The organism is Robertmurraya sp. DFI.2.37 (assembly GCF_029211245.1).
GTDB classification, from domain to species: Bacteria; Bacillota; Bacilli; order Bacillales; family Cytobacillaceae; genus Robertmurraya; species Robertmurraya methanolica_A.
On sequence record NZ_JARGEJ010000496.1, the window covers coordinates 1 to 320 of the forward strand.

1 protein-coding gene is annotated in these 320 nt (G+C 72.8%); it reads right to left on the reverse strand.

The window, feature by feature from the left end:
- Window positions 1-320 (reverse strand): hypothetical protein (locus tag PZE06_RS27445; RefSeq protein WP_275792310.1); only part of this gene is annotated, 320 nt, incomplete at both ends.

Consider the following 320-nt stretch of genomic DNA (forward strand, 5'->3'; position numbering starts at 1 on the left):
GGTAGTAGTTGCCCGTCTTGAACGGCGCGATGGCGCCCTCGGCCAGCGTGAGCGAGGGATCGGGCACCACGAGCGAGGGGTCCACCTCCTCGCGGCTGCCGATGCCCAGGCAGTCGGGGCAGGCGCCGTAAGGTGCGTTGAAGGAGAAGTCGCGCGGCTGCAGCTCGTCCATGGAGTGGCCGTGCTCGGGGCACGCCAGCGCGAGCGAGAAGATGTGCTCCCCCGCGCCCAGGCCGCCCTTCGCGCCGCTCGACTGGCCGCCGGCCTCGCCGAGCGGACTCCCGTCGTTGCCCAGCACCTGCACGAGCACGCGCCCGTCG